The following is a 13,292-nucleotide window of genomic DNA, read 5'->3' as shown; positions in this document are numbered from 1 at the left end:
TCCGCGATGCGCTCCGGTCGGTCGGCGCTGTCCACCGCGGCGGACAGCGCCCTACTCGGTGCGGATGCCGTCGGGTCGGGTCAGCCGCCACAGCACCGGCAGGCTGAGCCCGGTGACCAGCAGCACGACCGCCGCCCCGAGGCCGGTGGAGATGCCCAGCGCCGGCCAGGCGACCGTGACCGGCGTCTGCACCATCCGCAGCAGTACCGCGCCGAGGCCGAGCCCGAACACGACCGCCAGGGCGAGCCCGATCACCACCGGCACGGCGCTTTGCCACAGCACCGACCAGCTCAGCGTGGCGCGTCGGGTGCCCACCGCGACCAGCATCGCCAGCAGCCGGCGGCGCTCCCGTAGCTGCTCCAGCACGCCGACCAGCATGCTGGCCCCGATCAGCAGCAGGGTGACCACCGCGCCGACGTAGAGGCCGCGCTGGACGCTGACGAACTGGGTGGCCCGGCGCTCCCCGGTCAGCGTGAGCACGGAGGCGTACGGGTCGACGCCGGCGGCGGCGTTGCGGACGTGCTCCACCGCGTCCGGTCGGTCGGGCGCGAGCCGCAGGTACGCGTCCGCACCCAGCGGGCCGAGCCGGGCGGCGCCGACCGCGCCGGGGGTGACCAGCACCCCGCCCTGCCGGTAGCCGGACGGGTCGGTGCGCACCGGCGCCTCCCGGGCGGTGCGGGGGACCCGCCAGGTCACCCCCTCGGTGTTCGCGACCGCGACCGTGCCGCCCGGCCGGATGCCGGCCGACCGGCCCTCGGGCTCGGCGACCAGGAACACGTCGCCGTCGGCGCACCGGTCGAGCCGGGCGAACTCGGCCAGCGCCGCGCAGTCGCCGATCCGCAGCACGGTGTGCGCCCCGGCGGCCGTGACCGAGGTGGTCAGGGTGCCGTTGCTGGCGGTCACCCCGGACGCGCCGGCCAGCCGGTCCAGCGCCGCCGCCGCGTCCGCCCGCGCCGGGAACTGCACCTGCACCTGGGCCCGCGAGGTGTCCTGCCCGGTGTCGAAGGTGAACCGGCCGGCGACCCCGGCGAAGAGCATCTGCAACCCGATGGTGCCCGCCACAGCGACTGCGATGCCGTTGACCAGCCGCGCCGAGGCGGCGCTGTCGAGCTGGAGGCGGCGCACCGCGAGCTGCCACGCGACGGGGCCGCCGCGCAGCCGGCGTACCAGCAGGTCGGTCAGCCAGGGCAGCAGGGTGACCACGCCTACCAGCAGCAGCACGGCGCCGGCCGCGGTCTGCCGCTCGCCGCCCAGCGGCGCGACGCCGGCCGTGCCGGCCAGCAGCAGCCCGAGCCCGGCTGCCGGCAGCAGCAGCCGCCACACCAGCCGGCGGCGCACCGGCGTCGCGCGCCGGGTCACCCCGAGCGGCTCGACCAGCACGGCGCGCATCGACACCAGCGTCACCACGACGGCGAGCGCCGGCACCGCCAGCACGACGGCGGCCACCAGCGGCAGCGGCGGGCGCACGTCGGCGGCGTACACGCTCAGGTCCATGAGGGTGACCAGCGGCACCACCTGCCGGCCGAGCGCGAAGAGCACGCCGCCGGCCGCGACGCCGAGCAGCGCGCCGGCGGCGGCCTCCCCGGCGGCGATCCGGCGGACCATCGCGGCGTCGGCGCCGACCAGCCGCAGCGCGGCCAGCCGCCGGTCGCGCCGCTCCCCGCCGAACCGCACGGCCGCGCCGAGGAACACCGCGATGGGCAGCAGCAGGACCACGAAGATGACGACCACCAGCACCACCAGCACCGGGTCGAAGGCCTCGCCGGGCAGCCCGCCGCCGAACGCGTCCAGCCGGGTTGCGTCCTCGGCGGTGAGGGTGTCACTGCCCAGGTAGTAGGCCAGCTCGCGCGGGCCGGCCAGCCCTTCGTCGGCGATGACGCCGGTGACCGTGGCCCCGCCCAGCCGGGGCGCGAACAGGGCGCCGTCGCCGGAGCCGAGCAGGTCGCGCAGGGCGGGGGAGACCAGCACCTCGCCGGCGCGGGGCAGCGCGGCAACCCCCGGCGGCGCCGGCGCGGCCGGTCCCTCGGGCCGTAGCACCCGGCCGCGTACCGGCTGCCCCCGGAACTCGGTGTCGGTCTGGCGGACCAGCAGGGTGTTCGCGGCGGCCGGGATCGGCTCGCCCATCCGCAGGTCGTCGCGGGCGTCGCCGCGCGCCTGCCGGGCGTCCAGGGCGGCGGGCACCGCGGCGGCGAGCAGCAGCATCGCCACCCCCACCCCGACGCCGACGGCGGTGAGCACCGCCCGCAGCCAGCCGTCCCGGCCGCCGGTGAACGCCATCCGGGCGCCCATGAGCAGGTCGGCCGCGCGGTCGCGCAGCCTGGTCACGCCGCGACCTCCAGGTCCCGGGTGCGGCCGTCGCGGACCACGACCTCCCGATCGGAGTACGCGGCGACCCGCGCCTCGTGGGTCACCAGCACCACGGCCGCCCCGCTCTCCCGGGCGGCGGCGGTGAGCAGCCGCATGACCCGCTCGCCGTTGAGCGAGTCGAGCGCGCCGGTCGGCTCGTCGGCGAAGACCACCCGGGGCCGGGTGACCAGCGCCCGGGCGACCGCCACCCGCTGCCCCTGCCCGCCGGAGACCTCGCCGGGCCGCTTGCCGGCCACCTCGGCGACCTCCAGGCGGTCCAGCCACCCGGCGGCCCGCCGTTCCGCCTCGCGGCGGCCGACCCGGCCCAGCCGCAGCGGCAGCGCGACGTTCTCCACGCAGGTCAGCTCCGGTACGAGCTGGCCGAACTGGAAGACGAAGCCGAACTCCTCCCGGCGCAGCGCGCTGCGCTCGGCGTCGCCGAGGGCGGTGAGGTCGCGGCCGGCGTAGCGCACCCGGCCGGAGTCGGGCCGGACGATGCCGGCGAGGCAGTGCAGCAAGGTGGACTTGCCGGAGCCCGACGAGCCCATGACGGCCAGCACCTCGCCAGGGTGCACGCGCAGGCTGGCCCCGGCGAGCGCCCGGGTCGGCCCGAAGGAGCGGTGCAGGTCCTCGGCCTCCAGCAGCGGCGCGCTCACGACCGCACCGCCGCGGCGAGTTCGTCGAGGCGGGCGGCGGTCAGCTCCAGCCAGCGCAGGTCGGCCTCCAGGTGGAACAGCGCGTGGTCGCAGACCAGCTGCTCGGCGAGGTCGCCGTCGCGCTTGCGGCGGGTCAGCTCGCGCATCATCCGCAGGTGCTCGGAACGCTGCACGTCGAGCACGTCGGCGGCGGGGCGGCCGGTCAGCAGGGCCAACACCACCTTGGTGTAGAGGGTGCTCTGCAGGTACGGCTCGGGCTTCTCGGCCCGGGCCAGCCACTGCGTGACGTCGGTGACACCGGCCTCGGTGATCGCGTACCGCTTGCGCTCCGGGCCCTCGCCCGGCTCGACCGCCTCCACCTCGACCAGGCCGCCGCGCAGCAGCCGGGAGAGGGTGGCGTAGACCTGCCCGTACGCGAGCGGGCGGGCGTGGCCGAAGCGCTCGTCGTAGAGGCGTTTGATGTCGTAGCCGTGGCGTGGGGTGGCCTCCAGGAGGCCGAGGAATGTCTGTCCGATCGACATGCCGGCGACTATACACATCGCGTATACGCGAGGTGTATAGCGGTACATTGCCCGCTCAGTCGTTCGCATCGGGAGGTCTACCGTGTTCGCCCTGTCCCTGACCGAGGACGCCGAGCTGCGTCCCCTGGAGCCGTGGCGGGCCGAGGAGTTCCTCGCCCACCTCGACCGGGCCCGTACGCACATCGCGCCCTGGGTGTCGCCCTCGTTCATGGTCACCGACCAGGCCGGTGCCCGGGCCGTGCTCCAGCGCTACGCGGACCTGCGGGCGCGGGACGCCGGCGGGATCTGGGGCATCTGGCACCGGCGCGAGCTGGTCGGCGGGGTCATGTTCGTCTCGTTCGACACCGCGTCGGGCGTCTGCGAGGCCGGCTGCTGGCTGGAGCCCGCCGGCGAGGGCCACGGGCTGGTCACCCGGGCGGTCGGCCGGATCGTCGACTGGGCCGTGCGGGAGCGCGGCATCCACCGGATCGAGTGGCGCACCAAGCCGGACAACGCCCGCAGCATCGCCACCGCCCGGCGGCTGGGCATGCGCCTCGACGGGACGCTGCGCGAGGTCTACCCGGGGCCGGCCGGGCGGATCGACATCGAGGTGTGGTCGGTGCTGGCGCCCGAGTGGCGCGGCGTCCGGTCAGACGTCGGCGAGCACCGCGTCGAGTGAGCGGGGCACCCGGTCCGGCGCCAGCGCCGCCACGAGCAGCCGCGCGTACGCGCTCTTGCGGCCGGACCGGGTGCCGAGGAAGCGGCGCAGCTGTGCCTCGACGGCGCGCCCCCGCTGGGCCGGCTGCCGTTGGAAGAGGTCGAACGAGCGCAGCTCGCCCTCGGCGGCGAGCACCGCCCGCACCCCGGCGACGCCGACCGCGCGGATCAGCTCCTCCTCCAGGTCGGCCACGCAGACGTGGAACCCGAGGCCCGCCAGGCCGGCCCGGGACAGGTCGGCGCCGAGGCCGCAGCGTTCCAGCCCGCGCCGGAAGAAGCCCTCCTCAGCCTCGTCGTAGAGGCCCGCCAGCCGCAGCCCGCGTCCCGCCGGACCGAGCTGGTCGAGGAAGTGGCCGATGTTCGTCGCGCCCCCCATGGACACCACCCGTACGCCGTCGGCGTCCAGGTCCCGGCCGCGGCGCGTGGCGAGGGTCTCCAGGGCGACCCGGTCGCTCGCCCCCTCGACGAGCACCACCGCCCGCGCGTCGATAGCGGCCGCCAGTTCACGGATGCCCTTCACGTCCGCCCTCCCGCCCCCCCGGATGCCGCCCGCGTGGTCGGGCGTCGCTGCGGCGGTCCGGTCCCGTGTCCGCCACCGGATCGTGGGCCGGGCCGACCGCCGGCGCAACCGGATTGTGGCGGCGTGGGCCCGAAGCGAGCCTCCCCGCTTCGATCCCGGGGCCGGGTCGGCGTGACCCGTGCCGCCGTCCGGGCCGGGGTGGCCCGGACGGCGGCACGCGCTCAGGGCAGCGCCCGCAGGAACGGGCCGTGGCTGAGGCGGAACTCCCAGGCGTAGAACCGGTCCCAGTTGATCGACCAGGTCATCAGCCCGCGGAAGGCCGGGTTGGTGCCGCTGCGCGGGGTGTACGGGCCGCAGCCCTGCCCCTTCACCAGGCAGGTCACCGCGGCCTGCACCCCGGCCGGGGCGAGGTAGCCGTTGCCGGCGCTGGGGGAGGAGGGCGCGCCGAAGGCCACCTGGTCCTCGCGCAGCGGCGGGAAGACGCGGTCGGGGTTGCCGGCGACGGGGAAGCCGGCGAGCAGCATGTCGGTCATCGCGACGTGGAAGTCCGCGCTGCCCATCGTGTGGTACTGGTTGTCGAGCCCCATGATCGGCCCGGAGTTGTAGTCCTGCACGTGCAGCACGGTGAGGTGGTCGCGCAGCGCGTGGATCACGGGCAGGTACGACCCGGCGCGCGGGTCCTGCCCGCCCCACGGGCCCGAGCCGTAGAACTGGTAGCCGAGCTGGACGAAGAACGTCTCCGGCGCCATGGTGAGCACGAAGCCCGCCCCGTACCGCTGCTTGAGGGTGCGGATCGCGGAGATCAGGTTGACGATCACCGGCGTGGTCGGGTTGCGGAAGTCGGTGTCCCCGGCGTCCAGGTAGAGCGAGTGCCCCTCGAAGTCGATGTCGAGCCCGTTGAGGCCGTACCGGTCGATGATGGCCGACACGGACCGGACGAAGGTGTCCCGGGCGGCGGTCGTGGTGAGCTGGACCTGCCCGTTCTGCCCGCCGATGGAGAGCAGCACCTTCTTGCCCTGCGCCTGCTTGGCGCGGATCGCCGCGACGAACTCGGCCTCGGTCTCGACGCCCGGGCACTCGGCGGGCGGGCAGAGCTGGAACCGGATGTCGCCCGAGGTGACCGTGGTGGGCTCGCCGAAGGCGAGGTTGACGATGTCCCAGTCGGCGGGCACGTCGGCCATCCGCAGGTAGCCCGAGCCGTTGGCGAAGCTGGCGTGCAGGTAGCCGATCAACGCGTGCCGGGGCAGCCCGCCGGGCGGGGGAGTGGTGGGCGGCGGGGTGGTCGGCGGTGGCGTCGTCGGCGGTGCGGTCGTCGGCGGCGCCGTGGTGGGTGGGGCGCTGGTCGGCGGGCTGGTGGGCGTGCCGCCGGAGCACGGCGCGCCGTTGAGGGTGCAGTCGGTGGGGGTGCCGGAGCCGGTGGCCAGGAAGCCGAACGACACCGAGGCGCCGGGGGCCACGGTGCCGTTCCACGAGCGGTTGGTGAAGGTGTGCCGCTGACCGGCGCTGCTCACCGTGGCGTCCCAGTAGGAGCCGAGCGTCGTGCCCGCCGGCAGGGTGAAGGCGACCTGCCAACCGGTGATGGTGCTCGGGCCGCCGTTGGTGACGGTGTAGCGGCCCTCCCATCCGGTGCCCCAGTCGGCGGTCCTGACGAAGGTGGCGGTCGGGCCGGCGGCGCGGGCCGGCGCGGCCAGGGTCAGCGTGGTGGCGGTGACGGTGGCGAGGGCCGCCACGGCGGCCAGCAACAGGTTTCGGGCAGGGCGACGCATCCGGACCTCCCGGGTACGAGGGCCGTCGGATCGACGGATGCACAATTATTAGGATTGTTAACTGTAGTTGTCCAGGTGTGCGGGCCGGACTTCCCCGCGCGCCTCGGCGGTCGCCCGCCGGATCAGCGGTGCGGCCCCGTCCGTCGCCGGCCGTCGTCTCCCCGCCAATCCGGTGGCGCGCCCGACCGGCGCGCCGCCGAACCGTGGTCAGCGCCGACCCGCGCGGCGCCGCACCGTGCGCTCGTAGTCCTGGAGCGATGACCGAGCGGTCCGCCGCGCGGAGCACCAGCCCCTCGGAGCGGCCGGCCGGTCCGTCGAGGGCCACCAGGGTCCGGGGCAGGTGGCCGGCCAGGAACGTGTGCGTCCCGTCGATGTCGCGAGGCAGCTCTCCGGCGGCGACGGTCGCCAGCCGGGGCACGGTCGGCAGGCGCAGCGCGTCGGCCCGCCCGACGAGCTCCGCCTCGCCGAGGAAGCGCTGGCCGCCGCCGTCGCGCCAGGCCGAGATCCGGGGGCCGGCCAGTCGAGTATCGGCGCGGGGTCGTCCAGCACGGCCACGTCGAAGAGCTGGTGCCCGACCCGGCGCTCGGCGGTGTAGTGCCGGGAGGCGGCCGTGACCTTGCCGCCGTACACCTCCAGGTAGTAGACCGTGACCCGGCGTGGTGGGTGGGGATCGACGGGTACTGGTCAGCGAGTTGACCGTCCGCAGGTCGACCGTTCGGACGTCGAGGCGGAACCGGCAGCTCCTTCAGGTGGCGGGGTCCGCCGCGCCGGTTCGCGGCGCGGCGTCGGGCGGGCAGCGTATCCGCCGCGGCGACCCCGGTTCGCGCCAGTTTTCCGGCCCCGCCCGTCCACCCTGGACGGGCGGGCTTGCGGAAATGTCGTACCCGGCGGCGACCATCCATCCATGGCTGTCCCCGCTCTCACCCCGCACACCGACCAGCCGCGCTCGGTGCCGCTGCGCGAGGCGCGCACCCGGCTCACCCAGCTCGTCGCGCTGGCCGAGTTGACCGACACCGTCACCGTCGTCACCCGCGACGGCGACCCCCGACCGGTCGCCGCGATCGTCCCGGCGGCCGCCGCCCGCAGCGCCGCCCAGGCCCGCGCCGACGCGGACCGGCTCGCCGCCGTCACCGCCGGCTGGGCCCGGCGCCTCGACGAGGCGCACCGGCGCAGCAGCCGCCGGCACTCCGCCGAGCTGCGCGCGGTCACCGCCGCCCTCGCCGAGGTGTGGGCGGAGCTCGACCGCCGCGTCACGCCGGGCAGCGACCCCGGCCTCGCCCGGCTCCGCGCCGCGCACGCCGATCTGCTGGCCGCCGACCCCGCCGCCTGACCCGGCCCGAAACCGGCGCGGCCCGACCGCGGCCCGCGCGCTGCTGCCGGGCCCGGGACCCGGGTGTCAGCCGGCGGGGTACGCGTGCGTCTCCGCCGCCTTCACCGCGGCCCAGACCGGCTGGCCGGGGGCCAGCCGCAGCTGGGCGGCGGCGGCCGGCGTGACGTCCGCAGCCACCCCGATCGGCCCGTCGAGCCGCACCCGCAGGTTGTCGCCGTGCCGCTGCACGCCGGCCACCGTCGCCGCCCAGGTGTTGCGCGGGCTGCCCTCGGGGCGCGACGGGTGCAGGGCCACCGCCGACGGCCGGAAGGCGACGAAGGCCTCCCCGTCGAGCCGGTCGGCGACGGTGAGGGTCAGCCCGTCGGCCACCCTGACCCGGTGCCCGTCGGCGTGACCCCGGTGCAGGTTCAGCCCGACGAGCCGGGCCACGTAGTCGGTGCGGGGCCGCGCCGTGACGGTCGCGGCGTCCCCCTCCTGCACCACCCGGCCCTCCTCGACGACCACGAGCCGGTCGGCCAGCACCAGCGCGTCCAGCGGATCGTGGGTGACCAGCAGGGCGGCCCCCGGGTGCGCGGCGAGATGCCGGTGCAGCTCCGCCCTGGTGTCCAGCCGGGTGCGCGCGTCGAGCGCGGCGAGCGGCTCGTCCAGCAGCAGCAGCGCCGGCTCGACGGCGAGCGCGCGGGCCAGCGCGACCCGCTGCGCCTGCCCGCCGGAGAGCTGCCGGGGCCGGCGGGGGGCGTGCTCGGCCAGGCCGACCCGGTCCAGCCAGTCGAGGGCGGTCCGGCGGGCGGTGCGCCGGTCGGCGCCGTGCCGCCGGGGCCCGAACGCCACGTTCTCCAGCGCGCTCAGGTGCGGGAAGAGCAGGTAGTCCTGGAAGACCACGCCGATCGGCCGGCGCTCGGTCGGCGTCCAGGCCCGCCGCCGCGGCCGGTCCAGGTCGACGCCGTCGAGGGTGACGTGCCCGGCGGTCAGCGGGAGCAGGCCGGCGAGCGCGCGCAGCGCGGTGGTCTTGCCCGCCCCGTTGGGGCCGAGCAGCGCGACCACCTCGCCGGCGGCGACCCGCAGCGCGACGTCGAGGCGGAACCCGTCCCGCTCCACCACCAGGTGCGCGTCGAGCAGGGGCGCGCTCACGGGCTGGTGATCCAGCGGTCGCGCAGCCCGGCGAGGATGGCCACCGAGACGGTGAGCAGGACGAGGCTGAGCACCACGGCGGCCTGCACGTCCGTCTCCAGGGCCAGGTAGACCGCCAGCGGCATGGTCTGCGTGCGCCCCGGGTAGTTGCCGGCGAAGGTGATGGTGGCGCCGAACTCGCCGAGCGCCCGGGCCCAGCACAGCACCGCGCCGGCCGCCAGGCCGGGGGCCACCAGGGGCAGGGTGACGTGGGTGAACGTCGTCCAGCGGCCGGCGCCGAGGGTCGCCGCCGCCTCCTCGTACCGGCCGTCGGCGCCGCGCAGCGCCCCCTCCACGGCGATCACGAGGAACGGCATCGCCACGAACGCCTCCGCCAGCACCACGCCGGCGGTGGTGAACGGCAGGGTGATCCCGAAGGTCGCGTCGAGCCAGCCGCCGAGCAGGCCCCGCCGGCCGAAGACCAGCAGCAGGGCCACCCCGCCGACGACGGGCGGCAGCACCAGCGGCACCGTGACGAGGGCGCGTACCAGGCGTCGGCCGGGGAACTCGACGCGGGCCAGCAGCCAGGCCAGCGGCACCCCGAGCACCAGGCAGAGCAGCGTGGCCAGGGTGGCGGTCAGCAGGGACAACCGCAGCGCGGTGAGCACGCCGGGCGCGGCGAGCCGCTGCGGCAGGGTGGCCCACGGCGTACGGGCCAGCAGCCCGACCAGCGGCAGGACGAGGAAGAGCAGGCCCAGCGCGGCCGGCAGCAGCAGCGCGACGGGCACCCCGGCGCCCCGCCGGCGGGTCCGCAGGCCGTGGGTACGCGTCACGGGGCCTGGAACCCCGCCTCGGTGAGCACCGCGCGCCCCCGCTCCGAGCGGACGTACGCGACGAAGGCCCGCGCGCCGTCGGGGTTCGGCGCGTCGCGCAGCGCGACGATCGGGTAGTCGTTGACGGCACGCGCGGACTCGGGGAACTCGACGGCCGTCACGTCTGCCGCGGCGGCCAGCGCGTCCGTGCGGTAGACGAGGGCCGCGTCGACCTCCCCGAGCCGCACCTTGGACAGCGCGCCCCGGACGTCCTGCTCCAGGGTGACCGGGGTGAGGGTGACCGAGGCGGCGTCGAGCGCCGTGCGCGCCGCCGCGCCGCAGGGCACCTGCTCCGCGCAGAGCGCGACCTTCACGCCCGGCCGGGCCAGGTCGGCCAGCCGGACGACGCCCCGGGGGTTGCCCTTCGGCACGGCGACGACGAGCTGGTTGCGGACGAAGACGGCCGGATCGCCGGCGGCGTTGCCCGCCCCGGTGACCGTGGCCATGTTCCGCGTCGCCGCCGAGGCGAACACGTCGGCCGGCGCGCCCTGGTTGATCTGGGCGGCCAGCGCCGCGCTGCCGGCGAAGTTGAAGACGACGGTGGCGCCCTCGCGGGTCGCCTCGAAGTCCCGGCCGAGCCGGGTGAACGACTCGGTCAGCGAGGCCGCGGCGAACACGGTCACCGTGCCGCCGGTCGACCCGCCCCCGGCCGTGGCCCCCGCGCCGCCGCACCCGGCCAGGACCAGCAGGGCCGCCGTCGCCACTGCCGCGACCGTGCGCGGCCGACCCGCTCTCACGACGCCTGCCTCCCCCGCGAGCCCCCCGACGGCCAGGCGCGTTCCACCACCACCGTGGTCGACTTGATCACCGCGACGGCCAGCGAGCCGACGCGCAGGTCCAGCTCGTCGACCGCCTCGCGGCTCATCAACGACACGACCCGGAACGGCCCGGCCTGGATGTCGACCTGCGCCATCACGGTGTCCTTGACGACGTTGACCACGATGCCGCGCAGCCGGTTGCGGGCCGAGGAGGCGTCCGACCGGTCGTCCGGGTCGGCGGCCTGGCCGCGCGCGAACGCGGCGAGGTCGACCCCGTCGATCACCCGGTGACCGTGCGCGTCGCGGCCGGCGGCGAGCCGCCCGGCGTCGACCCAGCGGCGCACGGTGTCGGCGCTGACCCCGAGCAGCTCGGCGGCCTCCGAGATGCGGAACGTCGTCACCGGCCCACCCTAGCGACCGCAGATACGAGGCCGAGGCGCGGGTGCCTGCCGCGGCTGCCGCCCCGAACGGCCACGGAGCCTGGCGTACGCGGCGCCACGCGCCGGCGACACGACCGCCCGACCGCCTGCTGTCGTGGCGGGGCGGGATAGACCACAATGAAGGGCTCGCACGGGGGACGGCGACGGGGAGGGGCCGAGTTGGGTCGGGACGACGAGACCAGCAGCACCCCGCCGGCGTCGGCGGCTCCCGCCCGCGCGGCCAGGTCCCGGCAGGTGCGCCTGGCGGCCCTGCTGCTCCTGCTGGTGGTGGTCGTGGCGGCCACGGTCCGGGTGGTAGTGGCCACCGGCCCGCCCACCTGGGACGAGCTGCGCGAGCGGGCCGGGCTGACCAACCGGGACAGGCTGGTCATCGGGGTGAAGGACGACCAGCCGGGCGTGGCGCAGAAGCTGGAGAACGGCGCGTTCGAGGGCTTCGACATCGACATCGCGTACATGATCGCCGAGGACCTGGGCTTCGACGCCCCGGAGGTGACGCTGCTGTCGATCGAGAGCGAGGACCGGGCCCGCCGGCAGGCGCGCGACGCCGACGGCAGCTTCGTCACCGTCGACCTGGTGATCGCCTCCTACAGCATCACGGAGCAGCGTCGGGACCAGGGCGTGGTCTTCTCCTTCCCCTACCTGGAGACCGAGCAGTCGGTGCTGACGCTCGCGTCCAACCCCCGACAGGTCGCCAGCCTGCGTGACCTCGACCGGGCGAAGGTCTGCACGCTGGGCACGTCCACCTCGGAACAGCGCCTGCGCGAGGCGGGCGCGAGCCCGATCGGCCGCAACCGGATCAGCCAGTGCATCCAGGCGCTCTACGACGGCGAGGTCGACGCGGTCACCACCGACGCGGCGATCCTGGCCGGCTTCGTGGGTCCGCGCCCGCCGGGGGAGCTGCCGCCGGCGACGAAGCTGCAGCGGCCCAAGGAGCTGCGGCACTGGGACATCGGCGCGGAGTCGGCGGAGAAGTGGGGCGTGAACACCGGCCCCATCCCCGAGATGCGGGACCTGGTCAACCTCTCCCTCTACGAGTCGGCGAAGGGTCCCGACGGCGACCGGTGGAAGGCGGCGTTCGACCGGTACCTGGCGTCGGAGCAGCAGTACAGCAACCCGCAGCAGGTGGCGGTCGGCCGGCAGCCGGAGCCCGAGGAGAAGGTGGAGGTGCGGCAGTGGCCGTGGGAGAGATGGGCCCTGCCGTCTCCGAGCCGGCCGCGATCGGGCGTGCCGACCGCCGCCCGGGCACCAAGCAGGCGCAACAGGCGCAGCAGTGGCTGCTGACGCTGCTGCCCGCGTTCCCGGTGCTGCTGCTGGTGCTGCGGCTCTGGCGGCTCAGCCGGCAGGACATGCCGACGATGCTGCTGCTGGTGCAGTACGTCAGCCCGCTCGGGCTGCTCAGCGCCCTGCTGATCGCGCTGGTGTGGGCGTTCCCGCTCGTCGTGCTGGTGCTGGCCGTCCTCGGCCGGCTGCTCCAGGTCAGCGCGCCTGACCGGTTCGACCCGGAACGCTCGCTGCTCGCCTACGGCACCGTGCGTACCCCCGGCTGGGTGCTGGTGGCGGCGATCGCGCTGGCGGCGCTCACCTGGCAGCTGCGGTTCCTGCCGCTGCTGGTGATGCTCGCCCTCTGGCTGCTGGCGCTGCGGACCCGGCTGCGGCATCCGGACCGCCCGCGCCGGCTCCTCGTCACCGCGCTGGTGCTGCCGGTCGTGGCGGCGGCCGCGAGCTACGCCTGGCTGGCGCCCGCAGTGCCGACCGCGGTCCGCGGCGGCGAGCTGGCCACGGCGCTGCTGCTGGTCGTGCCGCCGCTGGGAGCCGTGGTGCTCACCGGCCCGGTGCCGCGCCCGGTCGCCCCGGCGCTGACCCGCACCCTCGCCTACGCGGTGGCCGCGGTGGTGCCGCTGGTGATGGGGGTGGTCTTCCTGCGGGTGCCGCTGCTGCCCGCCGTCGCCGTCGAGGTCGGCCCGGAGGCGGGCCCGGTCCGGGAGGTGGTACGCGGTCAGGCGGTCACCGTGACCGACCGGATGACGATCGTGCTCGACGGGCGGGGCGAGGTGCGTTTCCTGCCCAACGACCGGGTACGTGGGCAGCTCCTCTGCCCCGACCCGGGGCGGATCCCGGTCAGCCGGGTGGACGTGTACGGCTGGCACGTGGAGGAGACGGCGCTGGACTGGATGATTCCCCGGCAGCCGGCGGGGCGGGCCCACCCGCGCTCCCTCGGCCGGGTGCCGGCCGCCGACCCCGCCGGCCCGTCCGCGCCGCCGCCCCCCGGGCCCGCCG

General features: G+C 76.2%; 13 protein-coding genes. 4 read left to right on the top strand and 9 right to left on the bottom strand.

The window, feature by feature from the left end:
* Positions 1-51: 51 nt before the first annotated feature.
* Genes AB0G13_RS25765 through AB0G13_RS25755 form a run of 3 tightly spaced genes read right to left on the bottom strand, consistent with a single transcriptional unit; the run spans position 52 to position 3,523 of the window.
* The gene (locus tag AB0G13_RS25765) at positions 52-2,325 is read right to left on the bottom strand and encodes an ABC transporter permease (RefSeq protein WP_357879128.1); all 2,274 of its coding nucleotides are present in this window, start codon (positions 2,323-2,325) and stop codon (positions 52-54) included.
* Entirely contained in the window at positions 2,322-3,002 is a 681-nt protein-coding gene (locus tag AB0G13_RS25760; protein WP_357879125.1) for an ABC transporter ATP-binding protein, read from the bottom strand. The genes AB0G13_RS25765 and AB0G13_RS25760 overlap by 4 nt, the downstream gene beginning before the upstream one ends.
* Positions 2,999-3,523, bottom strand: a complete 525-nt coding sequence (locus AB0G13_RS25755; protein ID WP_357879122.1) for a PadR family transcriptional regulator — start codon at positions 3,521-3,523, stop codon at positions 2,999-3,001. Before AB0G13_RS25755 ends, AB0G13_RS25760 begins: the two co-directional genes overlap by 4 nt.
* 82 nt (positions 3,524-3,605) lie before the next feature.
* Between AB0G13_RS25755 and AB0G13_RS25750 the strand changes: the two genes are divergently transcribed.
* Positions 3,606-4,181, top strand: a complete 576-nt coding sequence (locus AB0G13_RS25750; protein ID WP_357879119.1) for a GNAT family protein — start codon at positions 3,606-3,608, stop codon at positions 4,179-4,181.
* Here AB0G13_RS25750 and AB0G13_RS25745 read toward each other — a convergent pair.
* Positions 4,152-4,739: an ATP-dependent endonuclease gene (locus tag AB0G13_RS25745; protein ID WP_357879115.1), complete on the bottom strand. Its 588-nt coding sequence runs from the start codon at positions 4,737-4,739 to the stop codon at positions 4,152-4,154. The two genes, AB0G13_RS25750 and AB0G13_RS25745, sit on opposite strands and share 30 nt — an antisense overlap.
* Before the next feature lie 221 nt (positions 4,740-4,960).
* Entirely contained in the window at positions 4,961-6,505 is a 1,545-nt protein-coding gene (locus AB0G13_RS25740; RefSeq protein ID WP_357879112.1) for a cellulose binding domain-containing protein, read from the bottom strand.
* 904 nt (positions 6,506-7,409) lie between these two features.
* On the opposite strand from AB0G13_RS25740, the gene AB0G13_RS25735 reads away from it, so the two are divergent.
* Positions 7,410-7,835 (top strand): type II toxin-antitoxin system Phd/YefM family antitoxin, encoded by a 426-nt coding sequence (locus AB0G13_RS25735; protein ID WP_357879109.1) that lies wholly within the window; start codon positions 7,410-7,412, stop codon positions 7,833-7,835.
* Positions 7,836-7,901: 66 nt separating this feature from the next.
* Here the strand turns inward: AB0G13_RS25735 and AB0G13_RS25730 are convergent, their stop codons facing one another.
* Genes AB0G13_RS25730 through AB0G13_RS25715 form a run of 4 tightly spaced genes read right to left on the bottom strand, consistent with a single transcriptional unit; the run spans position 7,902 to position 10,976 of the window.
* Positions 7,902-8,966: an ABC transporter ATP-binding protein gene (locus tag AB0G13_RS25730; protein ID WP_357879106.1), complete on the bottom strand. Its 1,065-nt coding sequence runs from the start codon at positions 8,964-8,966 to the stop codon at positions 7,902-7,904.
* On the bottom strand, positions 8,963-9,778 hold the full coding sequence (locus tag AB0G13_RS25725; RefSeq protein WP_357879103.1) for an ABC transporter permease: 816 nt from the start codon (positions 9,776-9,778) through the stop codon (positions 8,963-8,965). Before AB0G13_RS25725 ends, AB0G13_RS25730 begins: the two co-directional genes overlap by 4 nt.
* The gene (modA, locus tag AB0G13_RS25720; RefSeq protein ID WP_357879100.1) at positions 9,775-10,554 is read right to left on the bottom strand and encodes a molybdate ABC transporter substrate-binding protein; all 780 of its coding nucleotides are present in this window, start codon (positions 10,552-10,554) and stop codon (positions 9,775-9,777) included. Before modA ends, AB0G13_RS25725 begins: the two co-directional genes overlap by 4 nt.
* The gene (locus AB0G13_RS25715; protein WP_357879097.1) at positions 10,551-10,976 is read right to left on the bottom strand and encodes a helix-turn-helix domain-containing protein; all 426 of its coding nucleotides are present in this window, start codon (positions 10,974-10,976) and stop codon (positions 10,551-10,553) included. The genes modA and AB0G13_RS25715 overlap by 4 nt, the downstream gene beginning before the upstream one ends.
* Before the next feature lie 273 nt (positions 10,977-11,249).
* Between AB0G13_RS25715 and AB0G13_RS25710 the strand changes: the two genes are divergently transcribed.
* Both AB0G13_RS25710 and AB0G13_RS25705 read left to right on the top strand, forming a co-directional pair.
* Positions 11,250-12,296: a transporter substrate-binding domain-containing protein gene (locus tag AB0G13_RS25710; protein ID WP_357879094.1), complete on the top strand. Its 1,047-nt coding sequence runs from the start codon at positions 11,250-11,252 to the stop codon at positions 12,294-12,296.
* On the top strand, positions 12,203-13,292 hold a 1,090-nt coding region (locus AB0G13_RS25705; RefSeq protein ID WP_357879167.1), incomplete at its 3' end, for a hypothetical protein. The genes AB0G13_RS25710 and AB0G13_RS25705, both read left to right, overlap by 94 nt.

Origin of the sequence: Micromonospora sp. NPDC023633 (assembly GCF_040640035.1) — a bacterium.
GTDB lineage: Bacteria > Actinomycetota > Actinomycetes > Mycobacteriales > Micromonosporaceae > Micromonospora.
The sequence above is the reverse complement of the archived record's forward strand: the minus strand, read 5'-3'. Positions and strand labels throughout refer to the sequence as shown.